Below are 25,276 nucleotides of genomic sequence, written 5' to 3'. Positions count from 1 at the left end.
ATGCAGATGGACGTCACGACGATCGAAGACCGCAAGGCCCGCGCCCGCGCCTGGTTCGAGCGCTTGCGCGACGACATCTGCGCAAGCTTCGAGCGGCTCGAGGATGACGCACCGCAAAGCCTCTATCCGGGCGAAGCCGGCCGCTTCAAGCGCACGCCCTGGCAGCGCACCGACCACACTGGCGCGCCCGGCGGCGGCGGCGTGATGTCGATGATGCATGGCCGCCTGTTCGAGAAGGTCGGCGTGCACTGCTCGACCGTGCACGGCGAGTTCGCACCCGAGTTTCGCGCCCAGATTCCGGGCGCCGCGGAGGATCCAAAATTCTGGGCGTCCGGCATCTCGCTGATCGCGCACATGCGCAATCCGAACGTCCCCGCCGTGCACATGAACACGCGCTTTGTCGTCACCACAAAAGCCTGGTTCGGCGGCGGCGCCGACCTCACGCCGGTGCTGGAGCGAAGGCGGACGCAGAACGACGCGGACAGCATCGCCTTCCACGCTGCGATGAAACAGGCCTGCAACCAGCCGAGCGGCGTTGCCGATTACGACAAGTACAAGAAATGGTGCGACGAGTATTTCTACCTGCCGCACCGCAAAGAGGCGCGCGGCATCGGCGGCATCTTCTACGACTGGCACGACAGCGGCGATTGGGACGCCGACCTCGTGTTCACCCAGGATGTCGGCCGCGCCTTCCTGAAGATCTATCCTGAGATCGTGCGGCGCAATTTCGCGAGCGCCTGGACCGCTGCGGACCGCGAGGAGCAACTGATCCGGCGCGGCCGCTATGTCGAGTTCAACCTGCTCTACGACCGCGGCACGATCTTTGGACTCAAGACCGGCGGCAATGTGGATTCGATCCTGTCGTCGCTGCCGCCGGAGGTGAAATGGCCGTGAGCCTCGCGATGCCGCCGCTGCCGCGCGCCATGCTGATCGACATGGACGACACCATCCTGTCGGCCTATGGCCGTCCCGAGATCGCCTGGAACACGATCACCGCCGAGTTCGCCGAAGAACTGGCGCCGTTGCCGCCGCCGCAGGTCGCGACCGCGGTGCTGGCTTTCGCGCGAAACTTCTGGGCGAACGCGGAAGCGGCGTGGCGGATGAAGCTCGCCGAGGCCCGTCACCTCACGGTCAAGGGCGGTTTTGCCGCGCTCGCGGCCGCCGGCCACCGCGCCCTGCCCGACGACCTCGCCATTCGCCTCGCCGACCGCTTCACCGCCTATCGCGAGGAGGAGATGTTCGTCTTCCCCGGCGCGCATGAGGCGATCGACCGGTTCAAGGCGCTCGGCATCAAGCTCGCACTGGTGACCAACGGCGCCGCCGACATGCAGCGCGCCAAGGTCGAGCGTTTCGAGCTGGCGCACCGCTTCCACCACATCCAGATCGAGGGCGAGCACGGCTTCGGCAAGCCCGAGGAGCGCGCCTATCTGCACGCCATGGAGGCGCTCGGCGTCACCGCCGAGGATACCTGGATGATCGGCGACAATCTGGAATGGGAAGTCGTGACGCCGCAGCGCCTCGGCATCTATTCGATCTGGATGGACGTGCATGGCGACGGCCTGCCCAAAGGCTCGACGGTCAAGCCCGACCGCATCATCCGCTCGCTGATGGAGCTGGTGCCGCAGCAGGCGTAACGGCGCGCCAAATCAAAAACTGAAAAACAACCCCATGCACAGTAGGGCGCCGCTGCAAAATCAAGAACTTACGGATTTTACGAAACGACTTTGACTCGTCGGGCAAAACAGGAGCATGATGTCATCGTCGCGGGGCCTGCGAAAGCTTCTGCGTGAGCCGCATCCGCAACCGGTGCCTGCCGAGCCAGCCGATCGCGAGCGGGCGCAGCCAAGACCGTATCGCAACGCGCCGGTGGAATTTCCCGGTACGCACAGCCGGCGTGATCGGCCTGTCATGACGGCCTGTTAGCCTCGCATCGATCAACCTGAAAGGACAATCCATGGATCTGAAAGCCGGCGATGTCGTGATGCTGAAATCCGGCGGCCAGCCGCTGACGGTTGCGGAAATCAAGGAAGACGAGGTGCTGTGCCTGTGGATGGGCATGGAAGGCGATTTGTTCCGCGAGACGCTGCCGCTGGCCACGCTCGTGCAGGTGGAGGAAGACGAGGAAGAGGACGAGGAGGATGAGGACGAAGACGAGTAGGCACGCCTGAGGCCGCATCCTTGTTGGACCGGACTGCTCGACTCCGGCGCGCTTGATGTTCGCTTCTCTGCCATGGCGGCGCGATGGCGGACATCACCGGCGCCTTTGACCACCAGCCCGTAGGATGGGTTGAGCCCTTGCGAAACCCATCGCCAAAGCCCCCTCTCGCCATATTGAAGACGGACGATGAAGAAGCGTCCAGCCGGAACGAAGTTACGACCGCACGCGGTCATGACGGAACGCTCTCACAAAACGGAAGCGATGGGTTTCGCAAGGCTCAACCCATCCTACGAACTGGGGTGCAACCTCAAGCGATATGCCAATGATGGCTCGCGGCGCTGACGAGCAAATGATCGAGCCCCTGCGCGATGCTGTGCTCTACGTCGACCTGATGCCAACCATCGGCCGTCGCCTCCGCAAGGTATATCGATGGCCCATTCGCCGCGGTCCCGCCCATGCTGGGCTGGTACGCAAACGACACGTCTGCGGCCGCACCGGTCGCGCCGTCTCTCCAGACGAAATTGGCAAGACCGCTGATGGCCGAGCCGTCCGTCAGCGTCTGCGATGGACCGGACGGTTGGAGGCCGATAGAGGCGATTCCGATCGCATCCAGTGTCTTCACCTCGCCCGCTTGCGAGATGCCGTCGCCGTTGGCGTCCTGCCAAATCCGGAACTCGCTCCACCGGCTGTCGGCGGCATCGAGCTGGCTGTTGTGATTGGTATCGAACACTTGCACGAGCGCAGCCATATCGGAGGTCGTGCCCGGCGCCCAGGCCGTGAATACGATCTCTTTGCTCTGATCGATCACGCCGTCGGGCCCAGCACTCCCATCATCACCGAGATCGATTGCCAACAGACCATCGCCCCCGGATATCCACGCCGTGTGTTCGCGACCACCTAGCCCGTCCATGTCGAAGGAAGCGGACGAGCTGGACAAGGGCAAGAGATCGATGCCGTTGCCGTCAAGGTCGAGAACGACGGGAGAAGCTCCGATCACGCCGTCGCCGTTGAGGTCCTGATGGAAAACCGTCTCCAGCGACTTGAGAGACGGATCGGTACCCAGCACCTCCGGAGCGGCGGCAAGAGTCGTCACGAAGTTGCCGTTGCTATCCGTGTTCCAGATCGAGAACTTTCCGGTCGAGGAGTTCTTCCAGGCGACGTCATAGCCACCGCCTGCGACTTGTTCGGCGGCGATGACCGAGTAGGCTCCATAGTTGGCGGCAATCACCTGAGAGCCCTGATACTTCAGAACAGGGCCGGCCCCCGTGCTGGCATTGAGCAGGTAGTAATAGCCGCCATACAGGACCGTGCTGGTCGATCCGTTCGCTTCGATCGAGGGCACACCGATCGTGCCGTCGGCGTTGAGATCCTGATGAAGCGTCGACTCGAGCGCTTTGAGAGACAAGTCGTTTCCAAGCACCTCCGGGGCAGCGGCAAGGGTCGTCAGGAAGTTGCCGTCGCTGTCCGTGCTCCAGACCGAATAATGCGCGTTCGCCGAACCCTTCCAGACAACGTCATAGCCGCCGCCCGACACCTGCTCGGCGGCAATGACGGACCACGATCCCCAATTGGCCGCGATCACCGGAGAGCCCTGATACTTCAGAACAGGTCCGGTGCCGGTGCTGTTGCCGATCAGGTGGTAGTTGCCGGCAGACAGGACCAGGCTGGTCGACCCGAGTGCCTCGATGGTGGCGGGGACGCCGATCGTGCCGTCTCCGTTGAGATCCTGATGGAGCGTCGGCTCCAGCGCCTGGAGAGAGGCATCGTTGCCCAGTACTTCCGGGGCAGCGGCTAGGGTCGCCAGGAAGTTGCCGTCGCTGTCCGTGCTCCACACAGAATAATGCGGCGCGCTCGTCGAACTCTTCCAGACCACGTCGTAGCCACCGCCCGACACCTGCTCGGCGGCAATGACCGACCATGCCCCCCAATTGGCCGCGATCACTGGCGACCCCTGATACTTCAAAACAGGTCCGCTGCCAGTGCTGATGCTGTTCAGGTAATAGTTGCCGCCCGACAGCATCAGGCTGGTCGACCCGGCCGATTCGATCGGCGGCACACCGATCACGCCGTCGCCGTTGAGGTCCTGATGGAAGCTCGGCTCCAGCGACTCGAGCTCGTAACTCGCACCGTGGACGACGCCGCCGGTGCCATTGCCCACGACATTGCCGCTGCTGTCGGTGTTCCAGACCGTGTACTCGTCCGTGCCGGGCAGGCGCAGCGCAAGCTCGTAACCGAAGGCGGTTTGCTCCACGCCGAGAAGCGTCCGGCCTTCCAGCATGTTGGCCGTGAAGGGCAAGCCGCCGTATTTCAGCATGGGTCCGATGCCGTCGGCATAGAAGTAGTAGCTCATCCCGATCTGCATCAGCCTCGTCGAGCCGGCCGTATCGATCGTGGCAAAGCCGGCCGTCAACCCGGCACGGGGCGAGAAGTCGAGCGTCGTGCCGTCGGAGAAGACGAGCTTTTCGATTCGGTCGAGCGGGTCGAGCCAGTTCTGCAACGTGATGCGGTCGGCCATCTGGGCGAGCGCCAGGCCTGGATTGGCGGGATCCTTGATCCCAACGATCAGGTCGTTGCCCGACAGCTGGAAAACCACGTCGGAAGGCTTGATGCCGGCAGCAAAAGCCAGCGCATCGACGCCGCCATCGAGATGGCCGACGACCGTTCCTGACACGACGGTATGGTCGAAGATGGTATCGACACCGTCGCCGCGGCTGAAGACGTAGCTGTCATTGCCAAGCCACCCGTTGAGACTATCAGCCCCCTTGCCGCCTCGCAGGAGATCGTTACCTTGGCCGCCGAAAAGGTTGTCATCGCCGGCGCCGCCATCCAAGAAGTCCGCGCCGCTGCCGCCGCTCACGACATCATTCAGCGCACCACCGACCACGACGTTCTCGCTTGCCGCCACCCCGTAAAAATTGTTCGGCATGTCGTTGCGGCCGAACCAGATGTTGCTGCCGCCCGACGCGGTCACCATCTGGACGCCATTGCTGATCGTGGACGAGGCCGGACCATGGAAACCGGCGGCAGCAAGCCCATCCGTAAAGACGAGCTGGACCGTCTTGCCGGTGGCGTCACTCACCACGTCGGAGTGGCTCGCGAACACCGACAGCGCGCCGGGACTGTCGACGCTGCTGGGGACGTGAATGGCGATGGTGACGCTGCCGTCGCTGCCGTGCTTCACCGACAGGTCCGCGAGGCTGAAGCTCAGCCCCGCCTTGCGGATGGAATCGAGATAGCCCGTCACCATTCCGCCGAGGAAATCCACGGCGCCATAGTGGCTGAGGCCGAGATCCTGCACGCGCGCGAAGGTCGCGGCCCAGCCTTCAGTGAAGGCCGTGTTCGGATTCGCCGCGATCAGCGCGTTGATGACCTCGCGATTGTTCAGATAGCGCTCATAGTCCTGCGCCACCTGAAGATCGCCCGCCAGCGTCAGCATGTCGGCGGCATTGCCGTTGTGATGGGCGCGCTTCAGCAACAGATTGCCGCCGACTACTTCTGTTCCCTGCAGGAGTTCGATGGCGGCCTGACTTGCCGCCTGCTCGGCGGTAGCGTAGTGACTGAGGATGCCAAGGGGACTCCGCGGATTGTCAGGAATATCATTCCCCAGAATGTAGGGTGGGTAGTCCGTTCCAGATGGGGCGATGAAACCAATCACCTTTTGTAGGCTGTGATCGAGAGCAACACCGCCCACTGCCGTAAGATAGGCATTAGTCATGCCGATCGCGGCCTTTCCCATAGCATCAGAAATCGATGGATCGCCTCCGTCCTGCGAGTAAGCGTAGCTCGTCTCATACAGATAAGAGCCTGCCTTAATTCGGTTCTCTGCTACAGGCTGCCAATTGCTGGTCCCGAGTAAGTTTCCGATCAAGGTGCCGAGCGCTGTGCCCAAGAAAGCGCCGACGCCGGGAAGCACGAACCCGAGCACCACGTCGGTGACGACCGCCGCCGCCCCAATGATACCACCCACGGCTCCCGCGACCTGTCCGCCGATCGCGCTGCCGATATTTTCGGCGTGCACGATCTGGTTGGCAAGCAGCGAGCCGATCGAACCGCCGACCGCCGACGTGGCGTTGCTGAAGGCAGAGGTCCAGTTGACCACCCCGCGGGGGGATTTCTAACGGTTGGGCCGGCGTCATACGCAACGGTTATACGTTGCCCGAGGTCAACATACGAATAAAACACTCCGACATGGTATGCTCCCGGTACTTCATCAACTTTAAAATAGTAGATGCCAATCCGATCGTTGGCATCACCTGCGAACAGCGTAGTAGCCATCGCGAAGCCCCCTTCTGGCCGCCCTCAATTGTTCACGCTCACTAAGACTTATTCACTTATTCCTGAGCTGGACCTTTTGAAGCCAACTGCAACTGCCGCCGGTCCCAAATATCAAAATGCTCGAATCGGAATGTGGGAGCATGAACGAGGCACGCCCATTTGATCCGTTGCACACTCGCTCTGTCTTATTGGGAAGAAGATCACGAACGATTTGGGCCGTTGCTGGCTCTAGATAAAAAAGGCTTGTACCTTCCGCAGCAATACAGAAGGTGATCAGACCACCGTCTAGAGGAGCAATGGCGGTCCGAGGGCACGGCATTGGTCCTAGGCGGCCTGGCACAACAGTATCAGGAACGTCCTTCTGCCAAATGATCTGGCCGTTCGCAGCGATGCGCGTAACGCTCAATGGCTTTGCCGAAGGAGGCTTCGACCATGGCTCAGTCCACGCAGATGCAGCGTAAAGGTCGCCCTGTCCAGAAACAACTTTCATTAGCCAAGCAGAGCCTGGAGTTTGAGCCGGCTCTTGACGGACAAGTTGACGACCTAGAAGTCGACCCTCGGTGTCAAACCGCCATAAAGCGACGCGCACACCAGCGCCCACAGGGCTGCCCTCGATAGCTTCGAAAGCCATGACCGCAATCAAATCATTCAATACAGTGACCGAAGCGATTTTGCCTACCCCGAACGTCTTCTCCCAAACTATCTCTCCATCTCCAGATATCCGCGCAAGCCAGTTTGCGTCGTCCTCTCTCCCGACAATCACCGCGTCACCGCCGGGCAAAACCGCTACATCAACAATTGTGTTCTCACGATTGCGCGCAATCTCAATTTCCCGAATCACGTGCCCGGTCGGATCGAGCTTTGCAATGTAGCCATCAGACAAAGGAGTTCCGCCGATCGAACGTCGGATGTTCTGCGTTCCCCCGATCCAGAGCGAGCCGTCGACTGCCACTGCCAAATGGATGGCGGAGGCAGCAAGCATCTTCGCACTCTGAATTGGAACGCGGGTGCCAGCGCCAAGCTCGTTCGCGCCAATCGACAATGCCAGGCGCTTCTCACGATCTTGAAGGACGAGGACCGCCGTGCCGTTCGTCGCTGGAGCAACGTCCAGTATCGTGACCTCCGGGATAGACCAAAGGTATCTTGACGACGATATAAGACTGCTACCGCTACTCGGCTCGGCAGATAGAGGAATGTTCAGACAGGAAAGCGAGCCGAGGAAAAGCAATGCAACTAGGAACGTCCTGTTGATAGGCTCTAGGCAGATCTGGACAATAGATAACAGCCGACCGCGCCAAGCTACACTAGCAAATAGGAGCGGGCAAAAGCGGAAAATTGGCGGCATCGAGCTTACAACTTGCTCGGCTTCATTTGATCGCGCATCTCACTCTCGCCCCCAAACGGCGCAACCACATCGATGATCTTCCTGCTCATCCCACTCTTCCACTCCGCCGGCGTCAGCCGCACATCCCCAGCATCGATCCGCTTCGCGACGATCTCATCCGCCAGCGCCCAGAACGCGACGCCGACCGGCTGCTCGCCCTTGTAGAAAATCCGGAACTGCTGGAGCAGGATCGCCGGCATCACCAGCCATTCGAGATCGCCGAGCGGGATCGCCTTGTGGCGCGGCGACTGCGTCATCAGCCAGGTGATTTCGCCGAGCACCTGCGACACGGTCTTGGGCGGCGAGGCCGCTTGTGCCCCGGCGGCGGAGGCATCGGACTGGCTGGCGGCTTGCGCGCCGTTGGCGTGCGGAGCGCCGCCGGATGCGTCACCGAGGCCGGCGCTCGCCTGCCCTGCCATGTTCGGCGCCGGCTCCTCAACACGCATCGCAGCTCCCGTCTTCGTCATTCGCTTCGCTCCACGCGCCTTCTTCGCGGTGCCCGGCATCGGCTGCTCCTTTTGCGAGATCAGCCTGATATTAGGGCACGCGTCGCCTCATGCACAGCACGGCCGGTTCACGGCCGCGATGCGTCGTTCAGTCCTGTCGTCGTGGGATGTTCATGAGCATCGGCGGCAAGGCGCCGCGACGATGTTCCGGATCTATCGAAAGTCCTGCACTCCCAACCCCTGCGCGTGACGCTAGACGAAACAACCTGGACACATCAAGCAAAAAATTGATGCTGGATTTGGCCGCACGTTGCGCGTGTGGACGTCACGTGCGTGTCATCGGGGAGACGGTGCTGCTGCGCGAGGACGAATGTCACCGTACCCTCCGTCGTTCCGCAGGGCAATCTCATATGACTGTTGGAGGCGCCTGCACGCGCGCGAAGGTCGCCGCCCAGCCTTCGGTGAAGGCCGTGTTCGGATTGGCCGCGATCAGCGCGTTGATGACCTCGCGATTGTTCAGATAGCGCTCGTAGTCCTGCGCCACCTGAAGGTCATCCGCCAGCGTCAGCATGTCGGCAGCGTTGCCGTTGTGATGGGCGCGCTTCAGCAGCAGATTGCCGCCGACCGCCTCGGTGCCCTGGAGCAGATGCGTGGCAAACGACTGTGCCGCATCGAGAGGCAGCTTCTCAATTAACTTCAATCCCTGCCGCGCGGATCACGCGGGCGTACTTCTCAGTCTCTTGGGCGATGAACTCGGAAAATCGTGTTGATGAACCGAGGATGCTCGTTCCCCCGAGTTCCGCAATCCTGGTCTTCATGCTGGGGTTCTCGAGCGCGGCGTTAACTTCCCGGTTGAGCCTTTCGACAATGTCCGTCGGGGTCATTCTGGGAGCACCTATGCCGAACCACGAACCGGCCTCGTAGCCAGGGACAGTCTCGGCGGCACTCGGCACATCGGGCAGACTCGCGGACCTGTTCGAAGTTGTCACCGCAATCGGGATGAGCTCGCCTCGCCTGATGTGCGCAATCGACGAGGGCATGGGATCGAACATCGCGTCAATGCTTCCGGCCAAGAGAGCGGCGAGCGCGGGCGTTGAACCGAGATATGGCACCAGCGCAACATCGATGCCGGTCATCGTCCTGAACAGTTCGATGCCGATGTGCTGAGGCGTACCGTGACCGGCGAATCCGATCTTGAGCTTTCCCGGGTTGGCCCTGGCGTAGGCGATGAATTCCGCGGTCGTCCGGACCGGAACGGAGGGATGCACCTCGATCACCAGCGGGACCCGATACAAGAACGCAACGGGCGCGATATCACGGGCGAAATCGAAGTCGAGCCCTTTGAAAAGCGTCGAGTTGATAGTGTTCACCGGTCCACAAATGAGGAGCGTGTGACCGTCAGGGTCTGACCTGACCACCGATCTCGTCGCCACATTCCCGCTCTGCCCCGGCTGGTTTTCGATGATGAACTCCTGACCGAGTCTCTCGGAAAGCCATGGGGCGATCAAACGACCGGCGATGTCGACCGGCCCTCCGGCGGGAAATCCCACAACAAGTCGTACGCTTCGCGCCGGATAGCCCTCGGCCAAGGCGATCCGGGGCAGGACTGATGTCCCTATCGTCGCCAACGCGGCGTTCACAAAATCGCGCCTCCGCAGTTGCATGTCGACCTCCTTGCTGCCGGCCGTACAACTAACGTTTGGACCGCCATTCCGCTATGATATGCATAGGTCAATCTCGATACTTTTGAGGTATGATGTGGACCTACGTCGCCTTAGATATTTCGTTGCGGTTGCCGAGGAAGGACATATCACCCGCGCAGCGGAGCGCCTCGATATGCAGCAGCCGCCTCTCAGTCGCCAGATCAGCCTGATGGAACGAGATCTGGGCGTTCAGCTTTTCCGTCGCACACCTCGCGGCGTCGAAATGACCGTCGCGGGTCAAGCCCTGCTAAGCGAAGCCAAGGCGGTCCTTGCACAGTTCGATCGCGCGATTGATGCGACCCGGCGTGCGGCACGCGGCGAACAGGGCACCCTGTGTATCGGAATTGCGCCAACAGCGCCCTTTAACCCGCTCGTTCCAGACTCGATTCGTTGCTTCAGGGAAGCCAATCCGCTGGTTTCGCTCGTGTTGCATGAGGGGCTGAGCAATGACATCGTTGCGCAATTCAACAACGACCAGATGGACGTTGCCTTCGTGCGCTCGTCCCAGATCCATGCAGACGGGGTCATCGTCGCCCCTCTCCAAGAGGAGCCTTTGGTCGCTGCCTTGCCAAACCATCATCGCGCGGCAAGAACCAAATCCAAGGCAGTTTCCCTGAAGAGCCTTGCGAACGAACAGTTCATCATGATCGGGCCGGCCGGAACCGGTTTGCACGACGAGACGATCGCAGCTTGCCATAGAGCTGCCTTCACACCTCGTCTTGGCCAGCCGGCCCCCAGAATCACATCGGCACTCGGCCTGGTGGCGGCCGGGCTGGGCATCGCCCTGGTGCCTTCAACGATGCAGAGCGCGCGCATGAAAGGGGTCGCCTATCTTCCTCTTGCAGATGCCTCGGCAAAGGCCTTTCTTGGCTTGGCCTGGCGGCGAGACGATCCGTCGCCGGTCCTCAAGAAATTCTTGAGCCTGGTTCGGGCGATGGCAAAGAAAAGGCCTTCGATCTGACGTCGCCTGGTCGCTTCGGGTCAGGAGGTCCATACCGTCATCAGCCGAGCAATTCCCCGCCGAGTTCCCGTCGCGCGCGACCAGACCCGTAGGATGGGTTGAGCCCTTGCGAAACCCATCGCCAACCGAACGTCTCTCGCCATTTCGAAGAGCGGCCTCGAACGGATCGCTCGCCCGGATCGCGACCGAGTTCGACGCGATGGCGAAACGAAGACGGCGCCCAATCGCACACGCGCTTCACCAGCACAGGCTTGATTGCGCTGGTACGCGATGACGACGTAATGCTGTCGCGAAACAAGAGCGATGGGTTTCGCAAGCGCTCAACCCATCCTACGGGCTGCCGCCCTGTTTCTGGCTTCCAAGGCGAAGGCTGCCGAGTCCGACTCGGATGCTCTACGCGGTACGCCGAAGGACTAGAATCCGAAGTCGGGAGAGGCCACCAGCTGGAGCAGCCTCAATCGCAGCACGCGCCCTTACCATGCTGTTGGACTGGCGGGCACGGGACGGTCCCGTAGGAGCAGAACACACAACACTCCCCGGGCTTGGGCTTAAGTCTCGTGCGGCACGCCGCACAGTCATAAAAAAACTGGCAAGCATCGGTCGGCATGGTCTCTGTGGCCTGATGCTGGCAGACGGGACAAGTCAGGGTCGATTGCAGCTGCATAAGTATCCTATATGCGCGAACCTTAGATTATTGGAGGTAGGCCCTAGTCCGACTAACGCCGATATGCTTTGATGCGTGGAGGCGTGTTGCGCGTGGTGGCCCCCATGTACATGGTCATTCGCAAGTACACCAAGGTTCGTTCGGTAGCGGACGCCGCTCGCCGCGCCAAGAGCGGCGTCGGTGAGATCCTGAGACAATCGCCCGGATTCAGATCTTATTATGTGCTGGATGCGGGCGACGGCGTTGGTATCGCCGTGATGATATTCGACGACCGCGAAAGCGCCAATGCAGCGAACGCCAAGATCCTGGCGTTTGTTCAGGCGAGTCTTCATGACCTCGATCTTGGAGTTCCCGAAATCACCACCGGCGAGGTTTTGCTGAACATAGAGCCTCACGGGTCCTTGGGCGTAGAGTAGCCGAAAGCACTGCCAGCTGCATGGGGTGCCGCCCGCTGCTCGGGTCGTTGGCCCGGGAAATGCGACTGCGCGTACTTTCGAGGAGTGCAACAACATGAAGCAACATACCTCCGAAACATTTTCCCCCACGGCGGTCGGCTGGACACCGCTCGTGCTCATGGGCACCGCGATGCCGCCAAGAGATCCCGATGACGACGAAGAGGACGAAGACGACGACGAGGAGGAAGAAGACGACGCTGACGAACCGGCGGTCGTGCGCGAGCCGGACGAAGACTAGACTGGCGCGTGCTCGGCAGTCCGCGATATATTATCTCCCATGGGCTGGGATGCGAAAGACATAGCGCTCCTCAATAGGCTCTGGTCCGAAGGACAGAGCGCGGCGCAGATAGCGCGCCGTCTCGGGTGCAGTCGTAACGCGGTCTGCGGCATGCTGACCCGTCAGGGCCTGAAGCGCGGCCACAAGCCGCCCACGGCAAGACCCAAGATAAGGTCGGCCCCGAAGCAGAGGCCGACATCGTCGGCGGACTGCGCCCGTCCAGTCGCACAGAAGGTGCCTCGGAACTCGGCGGAGAGGCAGCAGCCCAAGGAATTCAGCAAGCAGCAGCTTTACGCCATTCTGGCTGAAGCAGTCAGGAACACTGGCTAAGAGTTCACCCCCAACGCGGCGGCGCTCCCGTCAGTGCCGGCCCAGCTCGACGGGCTTTCCCGAGGCTTCGGGCTCGGCTGGCGGCCAGGAAGAGGCATGGCTCTGGCACGTTGGCGCCGCAGATAACGGGCAACGCCCGAGACATTCGTTTCAGCTCAGATGGCAGCTCCGGCCAGCAAGAAGGCGCCGCCAAGCGCGACCATCACAAGTCCAGGCCAGTTCGATTTGATGCCGAAGCCGCTCCCTGGCCTTTCAGGTTCCAGGGTATCACGCCCGGAGCGAAGCCACTTTCCACCGCTGAAGCGGCCTCGCCAGATGGGCTGAAACGCCATTTGGAGGACGCCGCCAAAAACAAGGAGCACACCAAGCCATATGAGAGTCATGCTCACCTCCTCTACCCGCGAACGCCGAAAGGTGCGGCGCCGAGAACCGTCGTGCATTCAGCGTCTGCCCGCTGCTCTCGGAATCACACCGACCTTGAAAGTCGCCGGACGCACCAACGCCTCCACGTAGGCCGCTGGGCTATCGCATTTGAGAGCTTTTCTCCGCTGCCATCCTTCGAGACGCCCGCTTTAGGCGGGCTCCTCAGGATGAGGGCGGAGTGTGCGGCAGCAGTTTCAACGGGCACTGAGGCCGATTAGCCTCATCCTGAGGAGGCGCGTCAGCGCCGTCTCGAAGGACGAGGCGTGCGCGCAGGCTGCCGCCACGAGTCATATGCGATAGCCCTGACGTAGGCCGGGAGACCGCGCTCACCGGAGCTCAGGCCACGTCTGAGCGCCCTGCTTAGTCCTCGTGCGGTTCGTCGGTTTGGCTCCCTTCATCGTCTTGTCTTTCCTCCCATCCTCTTCGTCGTCATCAGGATCTCGGGGGGGCATCGTGTTGGCCATGATCGCGGAAGACATGCCGGTCGATCATAGCGGGAACCAGCTCGGGGAGCAGGGTCATATTGCTGCTCCTCGGAGGTGACCCTGGGGCACCCTACCCCTTTTTTGGCGGGGCAGACGCGAAATTGGCAACCAGCGGACGCACCGGGACAGTGCACTCAATGGCGCCAGCAGCATATCGCGTGCGACGACGTGCGGCTCGAGGCTGAGGCGCAGCCCGAGGTGCTGCGATGGTCGGGTGCGGCCAGATGGAGGCTGGCTGTTCAGCCCCGGCGCCCCGGTCCTCCGGCTTGATCTAGCGCAAGATTCTGCATCGCTCTCAGCAATAGCTTCAATCTTTCAATGGTTCGTTGGAGGCCACAATGATCATTGAGCGTCTGTCCCAAGAACACCGCAATATTGAAACGCTGCTCGCCGTGCTTGAGCACGAGCTTGAGATTTTCGATCGCGGGGACCACCCCGACTATGAAGTCATTCGCGCAATCATCAGCTATTTCGAACTTTATCCCGAGATATACCATCATCCCCTGGAGGAGTTGGTCCTTGCCAAACTAGAGCTTCGGGATCCGGCTGCGGCGGCAAGCGTCGGCAATCTGAGACTCGAGCACAAAAAGGGCGCCGATCGTCTGCACCGCGTTGCGCAGGCGATCGAGAGCGTTCTTTCGGATCGGGAGATCCTCCGGCAAAACGTGGACAATATCGTTCGCGATTTCATCGAGAGCGAGCGGCGTCACATCATGATTGAAGAGCGCGATTTCTTTCCTGCCGCTCTCAAGGCTCTGAGGCCTGCAGATTGGAGCGAGATCGCTTCGAGCTCAACCAATCATGAGGATCCGCTGTTTAGCGAGGCTGCCGAAGAGACCTTCGGCGCGCTACGACAGCGCATCTTGCAGATGGAGCACGAATCTGAAGTCGGACGACGCTAGAAGCAGCTCCGGCTGGCGCATCATAAAGCTAGAGATCGCAGCGCCGCCGGTTGGGATCCGCGCCGTCAATGCCTCGACCGTCTATCAGATCAGCTGCCTCGCAGCCGCCGAGATCATCACCAGCCCGCCCGTGATCACTGCAACGTCGAGGATCGCAGTGTGAATGTGCACCGGCATCCGTTCCACAAAAGCCTTTGCGAGAAATGCGCCCGGCACGGCCATTCCCCCGATCAGAAGCGCGAAGGCGAGCACCTGCGCCGTCACGGCGCCGGCGAGGCCGAACACCGAGATCTTGATGAGGCCGGTGCCGAGCGAGATCATCGCGTCGGTCGCGATCACGGCGGCGCCTTCGAGCCCTGCGGCCATCAAGAGCGAGAGCAGGATCACGCCGGAGCCGGAGGTGCCGCCGACCAGCACGCCGTAACCCACCGAGCCGGCGGCGAGACCAGTGTCGCCGATCTTGACCTCGCGGCGGCGGAGCACGCGGCGCAGCGGCACGCTCAGGATCAGCATGGTGCCGATCACGAGCGCCGCGCCGGCATTGGTGAGGCGCGTATAGCCGTAGGCGCCGAGCGCCGTCGTCAAGCCTGCGCAGGCGAGCACGATCAGCGCGCGGCGGCGATCGGCATGGCGGACATAGGCAAGCGCGCGGCTCGCATTGGTCAGCATCGCGGAGATCGCGATGATCGGCACCACGGGCTCGGCGCCGACCAGCGGCACCAGCACCAGCGGCATCAGGGCGCCCGTGCCGTAGCCGGCGAGACCGCCGACGATCGAAGCAAACAACGCCATCGTTGCTACCACAGAAGCTGAAGGATCGAGATGTCGGCGAAGCCCGAAACGATGGTCACGATTTCCCGTCGCGGCTGATGCGAGCCGCAGCTTGATCGGCGATGGCAGCGAGCGCGGCTTCCTCTAGGGGAAAATCCGCCGCAAGCCAAGCGTCCTCGGCGAGCGTCAACACATGTCCGAGCGCGGGTCCTTCGGCGAGACCGCGCGCAATGAAGTCGGCGGCCTTCAGTGGAAATTTCGGCGCGGTCCAGCGCTGCGGCAGCTCGGCGAGCGCATGCCAGCGCATTGAGGTGACATCGCCGCCGTCCCTCGCCCAGCCGAGCAACACGCGATCGTGATAGCGCTCGGGGCCGAGCCGGTAGAGCAGCCGCCGTGCGTTGGCTTCGTCCTTGGTGGCGAAGCGCCACCAGCGGTGACCCATCGAATCCAGCGCCTTGGCCTCGGCATTGGAGAGCCGCAAGCGCACGGCGACGCGCTTGGCATCTTCGGTGACGGCGACCGCCAGCGCGGCGAGGCGTCGCGTGCTGCTTGCGGGAAGGCCCAGCTCGCGCTCGATCGCGATCATCGTCGCCAAGGGGCCGGTATAGACGACGCCGCCGATCAGCGCTTGCAGCAATCCGCCCTCGGCCATGGCCTTTACGGCCGCGGCTGCACCGCCCGCCACCAGCAGCTTCAGCATCTCCATGCGCACCCGCTCGGCCGACAGGCTGGCCAGGCCCGCACGTCCCCGGATGCAGGCGAGATAGCCGGCGCGGTCGGGCTCGCCGGCGCCGAAGGCGGCGTGGATGCGGAAGAAACGCAGGATGCGCAGATAATCCTCGGCGATGCGCTGGTCGGGATCGCCGATGAAGCGCACGCGGCGCGCTTTGGCATCGGCGATGCCGCCGACATAGTCGTAGACGACACCATCAGCATCGACCGACAGGCCGTTCATGGTGAAGTCGCGCCGCTCGGCATCCTTCACCCAGTCGCGGCCGAACGCGACCTTGGCCTTGCGGCCGAAGGTCTCGGTGTCCTCGCGCAGCGTCGTGATTTCATAGGGGTGCCCGTCGATCACCAGCGTGACGGTGCCGTGGTCGATGCCGGTCGGCACGCCCTTGATGCCGGCGGCCTTGGCGCGCCGCATCACCTCCTCCGGCAGCGCCGTGGTCGCGATGTCGATGTCACCAGGCTTAAGACCGAGCAGCGCATTGCGCACGGCGCCGCCGACCACCCGCGCCTCCTCGCCATCAGCGCCGAGCAGCTCCAGGACGCGCGCGGTCCCGCCGGCGGTCAGCCAGGGCGCATGGGCAAGTAAAGGCTTCGCGCTCATCGATCGGCCCCTATTTTTCCACGCCCGGCACGAGCTTGCCGTTCTCGATATGGGCGGGAACGTAGGTCGAATCCGGCGGCGCGCCGGAGAAATGCGCAAGGCCGATCAGGCCCGCGATGACCAGCGCGAGCGCCGCCAGCGCAAGGCGCGCGACGATCGCGACCGGCCAGGAGGATCGCGCGAACAGGCCGGAGCGCGTGGCGGCCAGGAACAGCGCATAGACGGCAAAGGGGATGAGGAAGATTCCGAGCTCGGTCAGAACCGTCCGGATCATGAGGAATAGATCCGCTCATACAGCACACGCAGCATTCCCGCCGTCGCCCCCCAGATGTAGCGTTCCGCGAACGGCATCGCGTAGTAGGACCGCGCCATGCCGCGGAATTCCTTGCTGTGCACCTGGTGGTTCACCGGGTTCATCAGGAAGGATAGCGGCACCTCGAACGCATCATCAACCTCGGAATGGTTGATGGTGAGCGAAAAGCCCGGCCTGACCCTCGCCACCGTCGGCAGGATGCGGAAGCCGAAGGCGGTGCCGTAGAGATCGAGATAGCCGAGCGGCTCGATGAAATCCCGGGACAGCCCGACCTCCTCCTCCGCCTCGCGCAGCGCAGCGTCGAGCGGCGAGGCATCGGTCGCATCGATCTTGCCGCCGGGAAACGCGATCTGACCGGCGTGGTCGTTGAGGTGCGCCGAGCGCTGCGTCAGCAGGATGGTCGGCTCGGGATGGTCGACCACCGCGATCAGGACCGCTGCGGGGCGCACCGGCTGCTCGCGCGCGATGATCTCGAGCATCTTGTCGGTGCCGGGATCGCCCGAGGCGGGGATGATGTTGGGATCGTAGAGGCCGGCGGGCACGTCGAAGCCGAGCCGCGCCCTGGAGCGGGCGAAGAAATCCGCCGCGCCTAAGATGGCGGGATCACCCTCAGCCTCGCTCTTGGGGATAGGCTTGTTCAAAGCGCGGCCCTCACCTGCTCCGCATCGGCCATGGCGAAGAATTCGCCGGCCGACTCGACACCGAACATCGGCTGGCCATCGACCATCCGCTCCTCGCCCATGTCAACCAGATCGTAATAGAGCGCACGGGTCACCTTGGCCCAGAGATCGGCACGGACGTGCAGATAGGGCGTCAGTCCGCCGTCAGCCGCCTGCTCGAAGCGCAGCCGGTGCGCGGCATCGCAAATCACCCAGTCGTCGACGTTGGTGCGGAAGGTCAGCACGCGATGGTTGTCCTCGCCGCTCTTCAACATCTCGACTGCCATGAACGGCGCATCGTCGACGCGGATGCCGACCTTCTCCACCGGCGTCACTAGGAAATGCTTGTCGCCCTCGCGCTTCAGGATGGTCGAGAACAGGCGGACGAGGGCGTGACGCCCGATTGGCGTCCCCATGTAGAACCAAGTACCATCGGAGGCGATTCGGATGTCGAGATCGCCGCAAAACGGCGGATTCCACAGATGCACCGGAGGCAGGCCCTTTTTGGCGCCTTCGGCATTGGCAGCGCTTTTGGCGGCGGCAGTCAGCCCCTCAAGACCGCGATCGGCGCTCTGCCCTTGGTTCGCCATGGTTTGCCCTGACTCTGTGATTGGCACGATTGGTGCAGGTCTACGTTGTACTCGGGTGCGCGGTTCCATCCGGAATAGTCCGGTGTGGGAGGTCGCCACTTCGTGATGCCGTACATACCCCGAAGCCGATAAGGTGGGGATAGGTTAATTCAACGAATACATGGCCTTCCTGCAAGTCTAGCATAGGGCCCATGATCCGAACGATGTGCTGACGCGACGATGCAAGCAAGCCGCGCGGCAGGCTGAAGGAGCGAGCGAATGGCGGAGAGTGTCGAGAAACTCGAGGACGGGATCGTCCGATCGGCCGAGCAGGTGTCGAGCCAGATTCGCGCGGCCAAGGACGCGATCGCCTCCGTCATCTTCGGCCAGGATCGCGTGATCGAGAACACGCTGGTCACCATCCTCTCCGGCGGCCATGCGCTCTTGATCGGCGTGCCCGGTCTCGCCAAGACCAAGCTGGTCGAGACGCTTGGCGTCACGCTCGGTCTCGATGCCAAGCGCATCCAGTTCACGCCCGACCTGATGCCCTCGGACATCCTCGGCGCCGAGGTGCTGGACGAGAGCACCGCGGGCAAGCGCGCCTTCCGCTTCATTGCCGGTCCCGTGTTCGCGCAGCTCCTGATGGCCGACGAGATCAACCGCGCCAGCCCGCGCACGCAGTCGGCGCTCTTGCAGGCGATGCAGGAGCAGCACATCACCGTGGCCGGTGCGCGCCACGATCTGCCGAAGCCGTTCCACGTGCTCGCGACGCAAAACCCGCTGGAGCAGGAAGGCACCTATCCGCTGCCGGAGGCGCAGCTCGACCGCTTCCTGATGGAGATCGACGTCGACTATCCCGATCGCGATGCCGAGCGCCGCATCCTGTTCGAGACCACCGGCGCCGAGGAGACGCTGGCCAAGGGCGCGATGACGCCCGACGCGCTGATCACCGCGCAGCGGCTGATCCGGCGCCTGCCGGTCGGCGATTCCGTGGTGGAGGCGATCCTGTCGCTGGTGCGCTTGGCCCGCCCGGGTCCGGACGCCGGCGAAGCCGGCAAGTTCATCGCCTGGGGACCCGGCCCGCGCGCCAGCCAATCCCTGATGCTGGCGGTGCGCGCGCGTGCGCTGATCGACGGACGCCTCGCGCCCTCGGTCGACGACGTGCTGGACCTTGCCGAACCCGTGCTGAAGCACCGCATGGCGCTGACGTTCCAGGCGCGCGCCGAAGGCCGCACGATTCCGGACGTGATCCGGCAATTGAAGACACGGATCGGTTGATGGCAGCAGAGAACGGGCACGCAGCGAAGGAGACACTGGCGATCCGACGTGCCGATGGCGAAAGCCGCACGCTCGCCGCTTCGCTGCCGCGCCTGGTGCTCGAGGCCCGCCGCGTCGCCGCCAACGTCATCCACGGCCTGCATGGACGGCGCCGCGCCGGCTCCGGCGAAAATTTCTGGCAGTACCGCCGCTTCGTCTCGGGCGAACCGTCGCAGAACGTCGACTGGCGCCGCTCGGCGCGTGACGACCATCTCTATGTCCGCGAGCTCGAATGGGAAGCCTCGCACACGGTCTGGATCTGGCCGGACCGCTCGCCCTCGATGGCGTTCGCCTCGAAGACCGCGCGCGAGTCCAAGCTCGAGCGGACGCTGATCGTCGCCTTCGCGCTGGCCGAGCTGCTCGTCGCCGGCGGCGAGCGCGTCGGTATTCCCGGACTGATGGCGCCGACCGCAAGCCGCAGCGTGATCGACAAGATGGCGCAGGCGATGCTGCATGACGATGCCGACCGGCTGAGCCTGCCGCCGTCCTTTGTCCCCGCGGCGCTGGCCGAGATCATCGTGCTGTCGGATTTCTGGTCGCCGATCTCCGAGATCAGGATGACGCTCGCAGGGCTCTCCGGCTCCGGCGCGCATGGCACGATGGTGCAGGTCGTCGATCCCGCCGAGGAGTCGTTTCCCTATTCCGGCCGCGTCGAGTTCGTCGAGCCCGAAGGCTTCGGCGTGATCACCGCCGGCCGCGCCGAGAGCTGGGCACAGGACTACACCGCGCGGCTCGCGCTGCATCGCGACCAAATCCGCGCCGAGACCAACAAGCTGGACTGGCTGTTCACGACGCACGCGACCGACCGCTCGGCCGCCGAGCTGCTGCTGTTCCTGCATGCGGGCATGCAGGTGAGCAAGTCGGGCGCCCGCACCACCACGATCAAGGCGGGGCCGGCCGCATGATGGGATTGCCGCTCGCCTTCACGCAACCGCTGCTCCTGATCGGCCTCGTCAGCCTGCCCGTGCTGTGGTGGCTCTTGCGCGTGATGCCGCCGCGGCCGCGCCGCATCGAGTTTCCGCCGACGCGGCTGTTGTTCGACATCGCACCGAGGGAAGAGACGCCCTCGCGGACACCGTGGTGGCTAACCGCGCTCCGCCTGCTCGCCGCCGCGCTGGTGATCTTCGCCGCCGCCGGCCCGATCTGGAACCCGCAAACAGGCCTCGCCGGCAGCAAGGCGCCGCTGATGATCATGTTCGACGACGGCTGGAGCGCCGCATCGCACTGGGACGTCAGGATCAGGACCGCGGACGAGCTGATCGCCAAGGCCGACAACGACGGCCGCGGCATCGCGCTGGTGCCGCTGTCCGAGCCGAACCGCGACATCACCCTGATGCCGGCGGGGGCGGCGCGCGTCGCGCTGCGGCAACTCGCGCCAAAGCCCTATTCGATCGATCGCGTCGAGACGCTGGCCGCGGTCGACCGTTTCCTCAAAGTCACCGGCGACTGCGAGATCGCCTGGCTGTCCGACGGCGTCGACACCGGCCGCGGCGAGGACTTCGTGGCTGGCCTCGGCAAGACCGTCGGCGATCGCAGCCTGACCGTGTTCGAAGGCGGCACCTCCTCGCCGCTGGCGCTGGTCGCGGCCGAGAACGCCGCGGCGAAGATGATAGTGAAGGTGTTGCGCACCGACAGCGGCATCGCCGCCGGCACCGTGCGCGCGCTGGACCAGAAGGCGTCGCCGATCGGCGAAGCCCGCTATTCGTTCGGTCCGCAGGACAAGGAGACCGAAGCCGCGTTCGACCTGCCGGTCGAGCTGCGCAACGACATCACCCGGCTCGAAATCTCGGGCGAGCGCTCCGCCGGCGCGGTGCAGCTGCTCGACAAGCGCTGGCGCCGCCGCGCCATCGGCATCGTCTCGGGCTCGACCAGCGAGACCGCGCAGCCGCTGCTGGCGCCGACCTTCTATCTCACCCGCGCGCTGGCCCCGTTCGCCGACGTGCGGCTCGCCGACAAGGGCTCGCCGCAGCAGGGCATCACACAATTTTTGGACCAGAAGCTGCCGATGATCATCCTCGCCGATGTCGGCACCATCGCGCCTGAACTGCGCGAGCGGCTCAATGCCTGGGTCGACCAGGGCGGCGTGCTGGTGCGGTTCGCGGGACCAAGGCTGGCGCAGGCCGAGGACGATCTCGTGCCGGTGAAGCTGCGCAAGGGCGGCCGCACGCTCGGCGGCAGCCTGACCTGGGAGAAGCCGCAGCATCTCGCTGCCTTCGCGGGCGACGGCCCGTTTGCCGGCGTCGCGGTGCCCAAGGACGTCACCGTGAGCCGCCAGGTGCTGGCCGAGCCCGATGCCGTGCTCGCCACCAAGAGCTGGGCGTCGCTGGAAGACGGCACGCCGCTGGTGACCGGCGAGCATCGCGGCAAGGGCCTCGTGAGCCTGTTCCACGTCAGCGCCGACATGCGCTGGTCTGACTTACCGATGTCCGGCACTTTCGTCGAAATGCTGCGGCGGGTGGTCGACATGTCCGGCTACACCTCCAAGCCGGGCGCGGGTGTTGCCAGCGAACCGACTGCCGAGACGGTGGCGCCGCTGCACATCCTCGACGGTTTTGGCGCGTTCGGTCCGCCGCCGGCGACCGCAAAGCCGCTGCCTGCGGATTTTCGCGACCGCGCCACGTCAGATCATCCGCCCGGCTTCTATGGTCCGGCAGAAGGACCGCTCGCCGTGAACACGCTTGCCGCCGCCGATCGCATCGCGGCCCTGAACACCACAGCCCTGCGCGCCCGGCACGCCACCTACACCAATGCCGAGCCGCAGGATTTGCGTGGCTGGCTGCTGTCGACGGCGCTCGCGCTGTTCCTGATCGACGCCATCATCGTCGCGGTGCTCGGCGGCGGGATTGCCGCGCTGCTTCGCCGCCGCGCCGCACCGGCCATGATCGTGCTCGCCTTGCTCGCAGGATTCGCGTCGCTCTCGCCCGCGCCGTCGCGCGCCGATGGCGTATCCGACGAGTTCGCGATGAAGGCGGTGTCGCAGACCCGCCTCGCCTATGTCGTCACAGGCAATGCCGACGTCGATTCCATCGTCAAAGCGGGGATGAACGGGCTGACGCTGTTCCTGGCCCAGCGCACGGCGCTGGAGGCCGGCGATCCCGTCGGCGTTGATCCCGCGCGCGACGAGCTCGCCTTCTTCCCGCTGATCTACTGGCCGATCGTGCCGGGCGCGCCGAAGCCGCCGCAGGACGCCATCAACAAGATCGACGCCTACATGAAGCAGGGCGGCACCGTGCTGTTCGACACCCGCGACGCGATCGAGGCACCGCCCGGCGCAAACGGGGCGTCGCAGACCCCGGGCATGCAGACGCTGCGCGAGATCCTGTCGTCGCTCGACGTGCCCGAGCTCGAGCCGGTGCCGCGCGAGCACGTGCTGACCAAGACCTTCTATCTGCTGCGCGACTTCCCCGGCCGCTTTACCGCCGGCCAGACCTGGGTCGAGACCCTGCCGCGCGACGAGGACGAGGACAGCGCGCAGCGGCCGGCGCGCGGCGGCGACGGCGTCTCGCCGATCATCATCACCTCGAACGATCTTGCCGGCGCCTGGGCGGTGCGGCCCGATGGACACGCCATGCTGCCGGTGATCGGCGGCGACACCCGCCAGCGCGAATTCGCCTACCGCGCCGGCGCCAACATCGTGATGTACACGCTGACCGGCAACTACAAGGCCGACCAGGTGCACGCACCGGCGCTGATCGAACGGCTGGGGCAATAGGATCGACATGAATTACGGCATCGCATTCACGCCGCTTGTTCCCGCGATCGTGCTGTGGCTCGCGCTCGCCGCGGTTGTCGTCCTTGCAATCGTGCTGCTGGTGGCACGTGCGCGCGGCGCCGCGGTGCGCGTGGCCGCGCTGGCGCTGTTCCTGCTGGCGCTCGCCAATCCCTCCTTCACACGCGAAGACCGCGATCCCCTCACCTCGGTCGCCGCAATCGTCGTCGACAAGAGCCCGAGCCAGAACTTCGGCAGCCGCAATCGCGAGGCCGCGGCGGCGCAGGAAGCGCTGGTCGACAGCCTGAAGAAGATCAAGGGCCTCGAAGTCCGCGTCGTCGAGGCCGGACAGGCCGACGGCGAGACCGACGGCACGAAGCTGTTCGGGGCGCTGGCCTCGGCCTTGTCGGACGTTCCCGTCGACCGCGTCGCCGGCGCGTTCCTGATCACCGACGGCCGCGTCCACGATATTCCGGCGAACGCCGCTGCGCTCGGTTTCCAGGCCCCGGTGCACGCGCTGGTCACCGGGCAGAAGGACGAGCGCGACCGCCGCATCGCGATCACGGCAGCGCCGCGCTTCGGCATCGTCGGGCAGACCCAGACCATCAGCTACCGCCTCGACGACCAGGGCGTCTCCGGCGAGCGCGCCAAGGTCACGATCCGCAGGGACGGCGAGGTCATCAACGAGCGCACGCTCTCGAGCGGCCAGGCCGCCAGCGTCGACGTCGACATCAAGCATGCCGGCCCGAACATCGTCGAGATCGAGGCCTCGCCGCTCGAGCGCGAATTGACGCCGGTGAACAACCGCGCCGTCGTTGCCATCGACGGCGTGCGCGACAAGCTGCGCGTGCTCTTGGTCTCGGGCGAGCCGCATTCCGGCGAGCGCACCTGGCGCAATCTGCTCAAATCCGATGCCAGCGTCGACCTCGTGCATTTCACCATTCTGCGTCCGCCGGAGAAGCAGGACGGCACGCCGATCAACGAATTGTCGCTGATCGCGTTTCCGACCCGCGAATTGTTCCAGCAGAAGATCAACGAATTCCAGCTGATCATCTTCGACCGCTACGCCCGCCAGGGCGTGCTGCCGATCGCCTATTTCGACAATATCGCGCGCTATGTCCGCTCGGGCGGCGCGGTGCTGGTCTCGGCCGGTCCCGACTACGCCTCCAACACCAGCATCTGGCGCACGCCGCTGGATTCGGTGCTGCCGGCCGAGCCGGTCGGCGTGACCGAGAAGCCGTTCTATGCGCATCTGTCGGACATCGGCAAACGCCATCCGGTCACACGCGGCCTCGAGGGCTCCGCCAGCGAGCCGCCGCGCTGGAGCCGGTTCTTCCGCACCGTCGACACCCGCAATGCGGTCAACCCGCCTGTCATGACCGGCGTCGACGGCAAGCCGCTTCTGTTCCTGTCGCGCTTCGGCGAGGGCCGCGTCGCGCTCTTGCTCTCCGACCACATCTGGCTGTGGGCGCGCGGCTATGAAGGCGGCGGTCCGCATCTCGATCTGCTCCGGCGGATGTCGCACTGGCTGATGAAGCAGCCTGATCTGGATGAAGAAGCGCTGCGCCTCCAGGTGCAGGGCAAGGACCTCGTCGTTGTGCGCCAGACCATGTCGGACAGTGTCCAGCCTGTCAGCGTGACCTCGCCGTCAGGCGTGTCGCAGGACCTGACGCTGAGCCCCGGCGATCCCGGCGAGTGGCGCGCCAGCCTGCCGGCGAACGAGCTCGGCCTGTGGCAGGCCACCGACGGCACGCTGAAGGCGCTGATCAATGTCGGCCCGACCAATCCGAAGGAGTTTTCGGAGGTCACCTCCACCGTCGATACCTTGAGGCCGCTGACACAGGCAACGGGCGGCAACGCTGTGCGCGTGGCCAGTGGCGCCAGCGTCGAGCTGCCGCGCATCCTGCCGGTGCGCTCGACGAGCGTCTTTGCGGGCGACGGCTGGATGGGCGTGCGGATGCGCGACGCCAGCGTGGTGAAGGGCGTCGGCGTGCTGCCGATCTTCTCCGGCCTGATCGGCCTGTTGCTGCTGCTCGGCGCCTTCGCCGCGACCTGGGTGCGCGAGGGGCGGTGAGCTCCTGAGCCGGAATGGATTAGGTCGGTCGCAGTGACCCACCTCTCCCCAAAGGGGCCCCAAAGGGG

General features: G+C 64.2%; 23 protein-coding genes and 1 pseudogene. 12 read left to right on the top strand and 12 right to left on the bottom strand.

What is annotated here, in order from left to right; translation table 11 throughout:
* Positions 1 to 6: 6 nt before the first annotated feature.
* From hemF to CVM73_RS29995, 3 genes are all read left to right on the top strand, one after another.
* On the top strand, positions 7 to 894 hold the full coding sequence (gene hemF / locus CVM73_RS30005; RefSeq protein ID WP_100235417.1) for an oxygen-dependent coproporphyrinogen oxidase: 888 nt from the start codon (positions 7 to 9) through the stop codon (positions 892 to 894).
* A complete protein-coding gene (locus tag CVM73_RS30000) occupies positions 885 to 1,634 on the top strand; it encodes an HAD family hydrolase (protein ID WP_100235392.1) in 750 nt (249 codons plus the stop codon). Before hemF ends, CVM73_RS30000 begins: the two co-directional genes overlap by 10 nt.
* Positions 1,635 to 1,954: 320 nt before the next feature.
* Positions 1,955 to 2,158 (top strand): YodC family protein, encoded by a 204-nt coding sequence (locus CVM73_RS29995; RefSeq protein ID WP_100235391.1) that lies wholly within the window; start codon positions 1,955 to 1,957, stop codon positions 2,156 to 2,158.
* Between the two features lie 307 nt (positions 2,159 to 2,465).
* On the opposite strand, the gene CVM73_RS39835 is transcribed toward CVM73_RS29995, so the two are convergent.
* The 5 genes from CVM73_RS39835 to CVM73_RS29965 all read right to left on the bottom strand — a co-directional run bounded on the left by CVM73_RS39835 (position 2,466) and on the right by CVM73_RS29965 (position 9,927).
* Complete coding sequence (locus CVM73_RS39835) at positions 2,466 to 6,257, bottom strand: calcium-binding protein (protein ID WP_158237617.1); 3,792 nt, start codon at positions 6,255 to 6,257, stop codon at positions 2,466 to 2,468.
* Positions 6,258 to 6,485: 228 nt separating this feature from the next.
* Positions 6,486 to 7,415: a hypothetical protein gene (locus CVM73_RS39390; protein ID WP_146006672.1), complete on the bottom strand. Its 930-nt coding sequence runs from the start codon at positions 7,413 to 7,415 to the stop codon at positions 6,486 to 6,488.
* 368 nt (positions 7,416 to 7,783) lie between these two features.
* Positions 7,784 to 8,284, bottom strand: coding sequence for a toxin-activating lysine-acyltransferase (locus CVM73_RS29975; protein WP_167407139.1), 501 nt, complete (start codon positions 8,282 to 8,284; stop codon positions 7,784 to 7,786).
* Positions 8,285 to 8,669: 385 nt separating this feature from the next.
* Positions 8,670 to 8,963: a hypothetical protein gene (locus tag CVM73_RS29970; protein WP_100235389.1), complete on the bottom strand. Its 294-nt coding sequence runs from the start codon at positions 8,961 to 8,963 to the stop codon at positions 8,670 to 8,672.
* The gene (locus CVM73_RS29965; RefSeq protein ID WP_100235388.1) at positions 8,950 to 9,927 is read right to left on the bottom strand and encodes a Bug family tripartite tricarboxylate transporter substrate binding protein; all 978 of its coding nucleotides are present in this window, start codon (positions 9,925 to 9,927) and stop codon (positions 8,950 to 8,952) included. The genes CVM73_RS29970 and CVM73_RS29965 overlap by 14 nt, the downstream gene beginning before the upstream one ends.
* Here CVM73_RS29965 and CVM73_RS29960 point away from each other — a divergent pair.
* Positions 9,926 to 10,927, top strand: coding sequence for a LysR family transcriptional regulator (locus CVM73_RS29960; RefSeq protein WP_100235387.1), 1,002 nt, complete (start codon positions 9,926 to 9,928; stop codon positions 10,925 to 10,927). The genes CVM73_RS29965 and CVM73_RS29960 overlap by 2 nt on opposite strands.
* Before the next feature lie 454 nt (positions 10,928 to 11,381).
* On the opposite strand, the gene CVM73_RS41215 is transcribed toward CVM73_RS29960, so the two are convergent.
* Entirely contained in the window at positions 11,382 to 11,591 is a 210-nt protein-coding gene (locus CVM73_RS41215) for a GDCCVxC domain-containing (seleno)protein (RefSeq protein ID WP_100235386.1), read from the bottom strand.
* 104 nt (positions 11,592 to 11,695) lie between these two features.
* Between CVM73_RS41215 and CVM73_RS29950 the strand changes: the two genes are divergently transcribed.
* The 3 genes from CVM73_RS29950 (at position 11,696) to CVM73_RS29940 (ending at position 12,653) form a co-directional block, all read left to right on the top strand.
* Positions 11,696 to 12,007: a hypothetical protein gene (locus tag CVM73_RS29950; protein WP_100235385.1), complete on the top strand. Its 312-nt coding sequence runs from the start codon at positions 11,696 to 11,698 to the stop codon at positions 12,005 to 12,007.
* 94 nt (positions 12,008 to 12,101) lie between these two features.
* A complete protein-coding gene (locus tag CVM73_RS29945; RefSeq protein WP_100235384.1) occupies positions 12,102 to 12,284 on the top strand; it encodes a hypothetical protein in 183 nt (60 codons plus the stop codon).
* A gap of 39 nt (positions 12,285 to 12,323) precedes the next feature.
* Entirely contained in the window at positions 12,324 to 12,653 is a 330-nt protein-coding gene (locus CVM73_RS29940) for a GcrA family cell cycle regulator (protein ID WP_100235383.1), read from the top strand.
* Positions 12,654 to 12,808: 155 nt separating this feature from the next.
* On the opposite strand, the gene CVM73_RS29935 is transcribed toward CVM73_RS29940, so the two are convergent.
* A complete protein-coding gene (locus CVM73_RS29935; protein ID WP_100235414.1) occupies positions 12,809 to 13,036 on the bottom strand; it encodes a hypothetical protein in 228 nt (75 codons plus the stop codon).
* 863 nt (positions 13,037 to 13,899) lie between these two features.
* On the opposite strand from CVM73_RS29935, the gene CVM73_RS29930 reads away from it, so the two are divergent.
* On the top strand, positions 13,900 to 14,463 hold the full coding sequence (locus CVM73_RS29930; protein ID WP_100235382.1) for a hemerythrin domain-containing protein: 564 nt from the start codon (positions 13,900 to 13,902) through the stop codon (positions 14,461 to 14,463).
* An 84-nt stretch (positions 14,464 to 14,547) separates the two neighbouring features.
* Here the strand turns inward: CVM73_RS29930 and CVM73_RS29925 are convergent.
* The 5 genes and pseudogenes from CVM73_RS29925 to CVM73_RS29905 all read right to left on the bottom strand — a co-directional run bounded on the left by CVM73_RS29925 (position 14,548) and on the right by CVM73_RS29905 (position 18,129).
* Positions 14,548 to 15,314 (bottom strand): annotated as a pseudogene (locus CVM73_RS29925) (sulfite exporter TauE/SafE family protein).
* Positions 15,311 to 16,567, bottom strand: coding sequence for a CCA tRNA nucleotidyltransferase (locus CVM73_RS29920; RefSeq protein WP_100235381.1), 1,257 nt, complete (start codon positions 16,565 to 16,567; stop codon positions 15,311 to 15,313). Before CVM73_RS29920 ends, CVM73_RS29925 begins: the two are co-directional and overlap by 4 nt.
* Positions 16,568 to 16,577: 10 nt before the next feature.
* Entirely contained in the window at positions 16,578 to 16,841 is a 264-nt protein-coding gene (locus CVM73_RS29915) for a DUF6111 family protein (protein WP_100235380.1), read from the bottom strand.
* On the bottom strand, positions 16,838 to 17,521 hold the full coding sequence (locus CVM73_RS29910) for a CoA pyrophosphatase (RefSeq protein ID WP_100235379.1): 684 nt from the start codon (positions 17,519 to 17,521) through the stop codon (positions 16,838 to 16,840). Before CVM73_RS29910 ends, CVM73_RS29915 begins: the two co-directional genes overlap by 4 nt.
* Positions 17,518 to 18,129, bottom strand: a complete 612-nt coding sequence (locus CVM73_RS29905) for a DUF1285 domain-containing protein (protein WP_100235378.1) — start codon at positions 18,127 to 18,129, stop codon at positions 17,518 to 17,520. The genes CVM73_RS29910 and CVM73_RS29905 overlap by 4 nt, the downstream gene beginning before the upstream one ends.
* A gap of 258 nt (positions 18,130 to 18,387) precedes the next feature.
* On the opposite strand from CVM73_RS29905, the gene CVM73_RS29900 reads away from it, so the two are divergent.
* Genes CVM73_RS29900 through CVM73_RS29885 form a run of 4 tightly spaced genes read left to right on the top strand, consistent with a single transcriptional unit; the run spans position 18,388 to position 25,208 of the window.
* Complete coding sequence (locus CVM73_RS29900; RefSeq protein ID WP_100235377.1) at positions 18,388 to 19,386, top strand: AAA family ATPase; 999 nt, start codon at positions 18,388 to 18,390, stop codon at positions 19,384 to 19,386.
* Positions 19,386 to 20,330, top strand: coding sequence for a DUF58 domain-containing protein (locus CVM73_RS29895; RefSeq protein ID WP_100235376.1), 945 nt, complete (start codon positions 19,386 to 19,388; stop codon positions 20,328 to 20,330). Before CVM73_RS29900 ends, CVM73_RS29895 begins: the two co-directional genes overlap by 1 nt.
* Positions 20,327 to 23,137: a DUF4159 domain-containing protein gene (locus tag CVM73_RS29890; protein ID WP_100235375.1), complete on the top strand. Its 2,811-nt coding sequence runs from the start codon at positions 20,327 to 20,329 to the stop codon at positions 23,135 to 23,137. Before CVM73_RS29895 ends, CVM73_RS29890 begins: the two co-directional genes overlap by 4 nt.
* A 7-nt stretch (positions 23,138 to 23,144) precedes the next feature.
* On the top strand, positions 23,145 to 25,208 hold the full coding sequence (locus CVM73_RS29885; RefSeq protein WP_100235374.1) for a hypothetical protein: 2,064 nt from the start codon (positions 23,145 to 23,147) through the stop codon (positions 25,206 to 25,208).
* Positions 25,209 to 25,276: the final 68 nt, after the last annotated feature.

It is taken from the genome of Bradyrhizobium forestalis, assembly GCF_002795245.1.
In the GTDB taxonomy this organism is placed as follows: Bacteria; Pseudomonadota; Alphaproteobacteria; order Rhizobiales; family Xanthobacteraceae; genus Bradyrhizobium; species Bradyrhizobium forestalis.
This window is presented reverse-complemented; position numbering and strand designations above follow the sequence as displayed.